General features: G+C 47.6%; 6 protein-coding genes and 1 pseudogene. 3 read left to right on the top strand and 4 right to left on the bottom strand.

Annotation, left to right across the window (positions count from 1 at the left end):
• Nucleotides 1-295 (top strand): annotated as a pseudogene (locus QUA25_RS22465) (hypothetical protein); the annotation flags it as partial.
• Nucleotides 296-518: 223 nt separating this feature from the next.
• Here the strand turns inward: QUA25_RS22465 and thyD are convergent.
• On the bottom strand, nucleotides 519-1,445 hold the full coding sequence (gene thyD, locus QUA25_RS22460) for a thylakoid membrane protein ThyD (protein WP_333041349.1): 927 nt from the start codon (nucleotides 1,443-1,445) through the stop codon (nucleotides 519-521).
• Between the two features lie 148 nt (nucleotides 1,446-1,593).
• Between thyD and QUA25_RS22455 the strand changes: the two genes are divergently transcribed.
• Nucleotides 1,594-3,225, top strand: a complete 1,632-nt coding sequence (locus tag QUA25_RS22455) for a DUF3352 domain-containing protein (RefSeq protein ID WP_333041348.1) — start codon at nucleotides 1,594-1,596, stop codon at nucleotides 3,223-3,225.
• 172 nt (nucleotides 3,226-3,397) lie between these two features.
• Here the strand turns inward: QUA25_RS22455 and QUA25_RS22450 are convergent, their stop codons facing one another.
• The 3 genes from QUA25_RS22450 to QUA25_RS22440 form a co-directional block, all read right to left on the bottom strand.
• Nucleotides 3,398-3,595, bottom strand: a complete 198-nt coding sequence (locus QUA25_RS22450) for a hypothetical protein (RefSeq protein WP_172187588.1) — start codon at nucleotides 3,593-3,595, stop codon at nucleotides 3,398-3,400.
• Nucleotides 3,596-3,791: 196 nt separating this feature from the next.
• Complete coding sequence (locus tag QUA25_RS22445) at nucleotides 3,792-4,208, bottom strand: tetratricopeptide repeat protein (RefSeq protein WP_333041347.1); 417 nt, start codon at nucleotides 4,206-4,208, stop codon at nucleotides 3,792-3,794.
• An 87-nt stretch (nucleotides 4,209-4,295) separates the two neighbouring features.
• Entirely contained in the window at nucleotides 4,296-4,649 is a 354-nt protein-coding gene (locus QUA25_RS22440) for a HesB/IscA family protein (RefSeq protein WP_006632680.1), read from the bottom strand.
• A 245-nt stretch (nucleotides 4,650-4,894) separates the two neighbouring features.
• On the opposite strand from QUA25_RS22440, the gene QUA25_RS22435 reads away from it, so the two are divergent.
• Complete coding sequence (locus QUA25_RS22435) at nucleotides 4,895-6,547, top strand: DUF6930 domain-containing protein (RefSeq protein ID WP_333041346.1); 1,653 nt, start codon at nucleotides 4,895-4,897, stop codon at nucleotides 6,545-6,547.
• The last annotated feature ends 45 nt before the right edge of the window (nucleotides 6,548-6,592 follow it).

Raw genomic sequence — 6,592 nt, 5'->3', positions numbered from 1 at the left:
CAAAAACCCTTATTTTGCCCTACAACCCTTGCCAGACAAGCGTTGGAGCCGCAAGTTTTTAGACCTGAATCCTTACAAGCTACACAAAAAAGAACAAAAATATCAGCTATGGCAAGAAGGGTTCCACCCGCAAGCTATTTTGGATGAGGCAATGCTGTTGCAAAAATTGGAGTATATCCATAATAATCCTGTTAGGCGCGGCTATGTTGACGATCCGGCTTGTTGGAGATATTCTAGTTATCGAAATTATATGGGCCAGGATGGATTGTTGCCAGTTGATTTGATTGATTTTTGAGTCGGATGATTTGTTTGAAGGAGCGAGGCAGAGCCTCTGGAAATGTGTTACCAGGCAGAGCCTGGTAACGAGGGGGAAAAGAAGGGAAAAGAGCGAGGCAGAGCCTCTGGATATGCGTTACCAGGCAGAGCCTGGTAACGAGGAATTTTCTTCCTGTCCGCCTTTGCGGACTTTGTTTGTGGAGCATCCGAATTCTATTCGACGGGTTCTATTCCGTAGGTTCTTAACTTCCCGATAAAATCTCTTCGAGTGCTAATTTCAGCGTCGGATATTGATATTGAAAACCGCTAGCTAGAGTTTGTTTCGGCAACACTTTCTGCCCTTCCAAAACAACTTTTGCCCCGTCTCCCAACAGCAATTCTAATGCAAAACTTGGCACCGGCAACCAAGAAGGTCGCTTTAAAACTTCCCCTAAAGTTTGACACAATTCATTCATCCGCACCGGATTCGGTGCTGTCGCATTCAAAACTCCTTCAACTTGGGAATTTTGCAAAGCGTACAAAATTAAATCAACCACATCCTCGCGGTGAACCCAAGAAAACCACTGTTTCCCTGTGCCGAGGGGGCCGCCAGCAAATAGTTTAAAAGGTGGCAGCATTTTTGCCAACGCGCCTCCCATTCCCAAAACTATCCCCAGCCGCAAAATTGCTAGCCGCGTTCCCGCATTTTTTGCAGGTTGGGCTGCTGCTTCCCAGTCTTTGCAAACTGCTGCTAAAAAATCGTTTCCCGCGAGGCTCGTTTCGTCAAACTCAGCGGTTTCGCTGGTTCCGTAATAGCCGATCGCCGATGCACTCACTAACACAGATGGTCTAGGATTAGCATTGACGATCGCCTCGACCAATTTTGCCGTCGTCAGTCTGCGACTGTCCAGAATTGCTTGCTGGCGCGCCTCCGTCCACCTTTCCTCTGCAATCGGCACTCCTGCTAAATTGACAACAGCGTCGCAGCCCGCGATCGACTTTTGCCAATCACCAGACTCCGCTGGAGTGTAGGCGACAACTTCCAAATTCGGATAAGCTGAAGCGGGAAAAACTCGGCTAGCCTTCGCCGCATCCCTGCTCAAAACCACCACTTGATGTCCCGCAGCTTGCAGCTTCTCCACCAGCCGGCTACCTACAAATCCCGTTGCTCCCGCGATCGCTACTTTCATCTTTTACCAATAATGCACAGTTCTAGCAGTTTAGACGATCGTCCAAACTTGTTTTGAATTATACAAAACTAGAGAGCCGGCCCGATCGCCTCGCCACAAGCTTTCTGTATTTTGATTAAACTGATATGGGACGCGAGGAACACAAACCATGCCTGCAAAAAAATCAAAGCTTCTAATTGCTGCCTCCACCGTCGCAGCAGGTAGCGCTGCGGTCTACTTTTACTTCCAGGGTTTGAGCCAACAAGTATCCAACCCTCAAGACAGCGCCAAAGTTGTGCCCGACGAAGCAATGATGGCCGCGTTTATCTCCCCCAATCCCCAAGCGTTGTCCAAGTTGCAGCGATTTGGCACGCCAGGGGCTCAAAAGTTGATCGGTCAGGGTTTGAAGGGCTTTCAAGAACAAAGCTTGGCAGGCACTCAAATCGACTTTGACAGGGACTTAAAGCCTTGGTTAGGGGGGGTGATGGTCGCTTTGCTGCCCCCTGATGCTGTGACGAATACAGAGCCTCCAAAACTGCTGGTAGTAGTCAGCGTGAAAAATAAAATTAGCGCTTGGAATTTTGCTAATAAATTAAAATCTCAGCCCGGTGCAACTACTCAAGAAAGCGAGTATAAAGGAGTTAAAATCTTTGAGATTGCAGAGCCAACTGGCAAGCGCTACAGTGTGGCTTTGCTGAACGACCAATTAGTGATGGCTCCTTTGAAAAAGCCTGTGGAATTGGCGATCGATACTTTTAAAGGAGAACCCTCCCTCGCAACCCAGCAGAGCACAACTAAGTTTTTTGCAGAGAGTGCTGGTGTCAAGAATCCGATCGCAACTGTTTATATTGCTGACTATCCGGCGGCACTTGACCAATTGAAAGCTAATTTGCCCGTCGATATCCAGTTGCCTTGGACATTGTTTTCGCAGTTCAAACAAGTCAAGTCTTTGGTTGCGGGAATTGGAGCAGATAGTGAGGGATTGAGGGTAAAAACTATTGCTCAGTTAGATCCTAAATTCGTGCAGCAAAAGCCACAATTTGCATCGAAATTGTTGCCCAGATTTCCGGATGAAACTATTGCTTTAGTCGGCGGCAAGGGAATCGATAAAATTTGGTCGCAAGCAACCGCTGAGGCACAAGATAGCCCGGAAGTTGACAGGGGAGTTCAGCAGGTGAGGGATAGTTTTAAGCGGTTGGATCTGGATGCGGATCGAGAGGTTTTTGGTTGGATGAATGGGGAATTTGCGATCGGGGCGATCGGTTCCAATCAAGGGATTTTGTCTCAGTTGGGGATGGGGGCGGCGATGATTTTTGAAACGAGCGATCGCCCTGCTGCCGAAGCAACTCTGAAAAAACTCGATGCGATCGCCAAAAGCAATCCTACAGTCAGCGTCGCCCCCAGACAAGTTCAAGGCAAAGAAGTTACGGAGTGGCAAATACCCCAGCAAGGCACTTTATTCGGGCACGGTTGGCTGAATGAAAATTCTGTGTTTGTAGCTTTCGGCGGGCCTTTAGTCGATGTGATTACTTCGACGCCACCGCAACCGCTAAGCAGCAGTCCGAGTTTTCAGGCGATCGCTACTTCTTTACCGCGGGCCAACCAAGGTTACTTTTACATAGATATGGAAAAAACCATGTCTTGGGCTAACCAATATTTGCTCGCAGTACAGCCAAATTTAGTTTCGCCCCCCGCCGCTGAATTGCTGAATTCTCTCCGAGGAGTTAGCGTAGCCACAGCTTCTACGCAACCGACAACTGCTGAGTTGGAGATGCTTTTTGCCTTCAAATCTAACAATTAGGGAATTTGTAATCGCTAATTTGTAATCGGTAATTCTTCCTTAATTCTTTCTATCCGTTAAATCCCGTACACGGCTTTGTTGCCGGACTTTTTTCTGACCAAAAAAAGATGCTGCCCTCAATGGAGGGCAGCTACTCAAATAAAGCATCTTAAAGTCTCTCAAAACTTCAGAATTAACCTTCAGACATTCCTGATTTATTCGGCAATTGCAAATCATCCGGGTCTACGTAGTGACAAACTGCTTTGTCCATGCAAATCAAGGCCCAGCCGGATTTATCGATGCTCATCAACTTGTAAGAAGCTGGCTGAATAAAGAAACCTTTGTGGTTGCGGGTTGCTGGTTTGATGTTAACGTGGCTGTCATTGCTCATGTTTTTACAACTCCTAGTATTATCGTAGTAAAATCTGAAAACCGCTGAGCGGGTTTGTCAATCGTCTAAGTCTTCAAATACTAGCACTGACTTTCTGAGTTTTCCATAAAGTTATTTATTGATTTATTACGATGTCGTAATAAACCGCAAAGCCACTTTCGTCGATCCCCGCCCACACATTGACTTGTTTGCGCGGTTACGGCTCCAGAAGCCACTGTTTAACGCGGGCGAGACTCTTCCAGTCGGGTTTTCTCTTTAATCCTTCTTCAAAATTTTTTTTAACTTCGTCGAGCAACTCTTCGGAAGCCATGAGAAGTTGCTGAGCCACTTCGACGTGGGGGCGCACTCCTTTATCTTTGAGATCCAGGATCGCTACTGCTAGGTTGATGCGAGCTTGGGGGTCGTGAGGGTTCAATTTAACGGCTGTTTTCGCTGCCTTTTGAGCCGGTGCAGGTTTATTTTCCAACAGGTAGAGCCACGCGAGGCTAGCCCAGGCATTGCCATTTTTGGGAGCTTTTTCGCACACTTCTTTAAACACGGGGATCAGATTAGCCGGGGCTTCGCCAGCTTGGTAGCGATCGAAACCGTCTTTAAACAATTCTTCAGGGGTCATTCGATTTTAGATTTTAGATTTGGGATGTTGCATGGAAAAGGGCATGGGGCAGTTAACAACTTTCTGCCCCATGCCCTCTTTTCCGATTTATGTAGAAAAAGAACTGCCACAACCGCAAGTTTGAGTTGCGTTGGGGTTAGTAAACTGAAAGCCGCCCCCAATCATAGCATCGCTGAAGTCGAGAACCAAACCGTAGAGATAAAGAATGCTTTTGCGATCGCAAACTACCTGAAAACCGTCGTAGTCGAACACTTCATCGTCGGATTTCACAGTGCTTGGATCTGCGAAATCCATCACGTAGGACATTCCAGAGCATCCGCCCTGGCGCACCCCTACCCGCAAGCAGAGGTCTTTACCTTGTTTTTCTCTCAGGGCTAAAACTTGACGGACAGCAGAGTCCGTCATTTGAATGCCGCGCTTTTCAGAAATCGCTTGAGTCATAATTTGCCGAACTCCTGAGACTGTCTAATGCTAAGAGTTTAATCTTATCCCTCCATTGTACAGGCATTCGCCGGAAGGCATTCGGTTAGATGCTGAAGGCCGAATTTTTAGCTTCTAACTTTTAATTCCCGTGGGGCCTCGTTCCCAAGCTTGATGCCCTCTCCCCCTATAGGGTTTATGATTGAGAAGCAGCGGTTGACCGGCTACCGGCACCGCAACAATGCTTCACCCAACGGGCTTACTCTATGGCAGCGCTGAATCGCTCTACTCTTCGTCGGCTACAAAACTTACCTCAAATTCCCAGCGTGTGGGAGGGCGATCGCCGACCCTTATCTAATGCTGACTCGCACATGATGCTAGATGACGACGACGTTCTAGAAGCTGGTGGCGAGTGCATTCTCTGGGTCGATGGCTCCGAAGGAGTCGTGAGGGCTATGGACATGGTAGGCCCAGATGCCGGCCCAGAGGCGATCGTCCGGGCCCTGCTACGGGCAATGGAACATCCCCAAAGTCCGGCTCCCGCAGTCCGCCCCCAAAAAATAGTAGTCAAAAACCGAGAAATTCAATTTTATCTGCGGGGCGTACTTCAAGATTTAGGCATTTCCATTGACTATGTGCCGGAATTGCCCCTAATTGACGAAATCTTTCGCGGCATGGAAGAGGTCGCGATCAACAGACCTCCTGAGTTGCCCCCTCAGTATGCTGAAGTTTTAATGGAAAAAGCGGCTCAAATTTGGCAGGACGCTCCGTGGCGGACTTTGAGCGAACACCAAATTATATCTATTGAAATCAATCAATGGGATGTCGCCAGCCTCTACGTGTCCGTATTAGGCCAAGGCAGAATGGATTACGGAGTTTTACTGTATCGTTCTCTAGAATCCTTGAAACGGTTTCGAGAACGAGTCGTCAATAATGATGAATCTTTTGAAGATTTAGAACAGGCTTTTTTAGGGCAAGACTGTTTGTTTCTCACCTTTGAAAGTGCAGCAGATATTGATGAGGACGACGACGACGAAATTGATTTAGCTGATTTGCCTCCATCGGAAATTGAACCAAATTTCGGCAACCTGCATCCTTTAGAAGGATTGCGATCGATTCTTTACGAAGAAGAAGCCCTCACGATGTTAGTTGCTCTCGAAGCATTTCACCGCTTTTTCCGCAACGGTCGCCGGAAATTGGGATCAGACACTTTTCCCACTCTTAGCAGTCGCTACCGCATCCCTGTTCCGCAGGCTGACGGAGAAATTCAACAGGTATCCGTTAAAGTTTCGACGATGCCCGAAGTGTCAGACGAATTATTACAGATGCTCGGTGATGACGATGATGACGATGATGACGATGATGATGAATTTGACAAGCCACTGCTGCGGGACGATTTGGTGCCGCAAAATTCATTTTTGAGTCTCGGCGCCGTACCTTGGGAAACGGTAGAGTTCCTGCGCCAAAGTGTCCAGTTTCACCAAGGTGCAGAAATTGATATTAATACAGCGGGAGATGGTTTGCCGGTGGTGATGATCCAAACTTCTCATCCGAAGGCAAAAACTATGATTCAGGATTTGAAAGAAGCTGGAGGCGTCAAGGGGATTGGTTTTAATCCGGGCGAAAATCCTTTTCAGGATGAGCAATATGACTTGGGTATTTTGCAAACCAAAAATGGGGAGCTGTATTTGTTTGGGGAGTTTAATGAAGACGATCCGGTGCATCAGGAAGCTCGCAAGAAGTGGGATCGCCGCTGTAAATTAACCAACGGTTGGTGCGGTTTGATTATTGCTAAAGGGTTGATGGGTGCTTCTCGCGGTCAGCCTCAGTTTAAGGATATGATCGCTTTGCTTGAGGTGCGCTGGGTGTCTGCTAAAGACTTGGGAATTGGGCCACTTCAGTTGATGCCGATGTTTTGAAGTTAGTTGACTGTTGACTGTTGTGAGAAAGAAGAAGTAAAAGTA

The sequence above is a fragment of the Microcoleus sp. Pol17C6 genome (assembly GCF_036701145.1).
GTDB lineage: Bacteria > Cyanobacteriota > Cyanobacteriia > Cyanobacteriales > Microcoleaceae > Microcoleus.
This window is presented reverse-complemented; position numbering and strand designations above follow the sequence as displayed.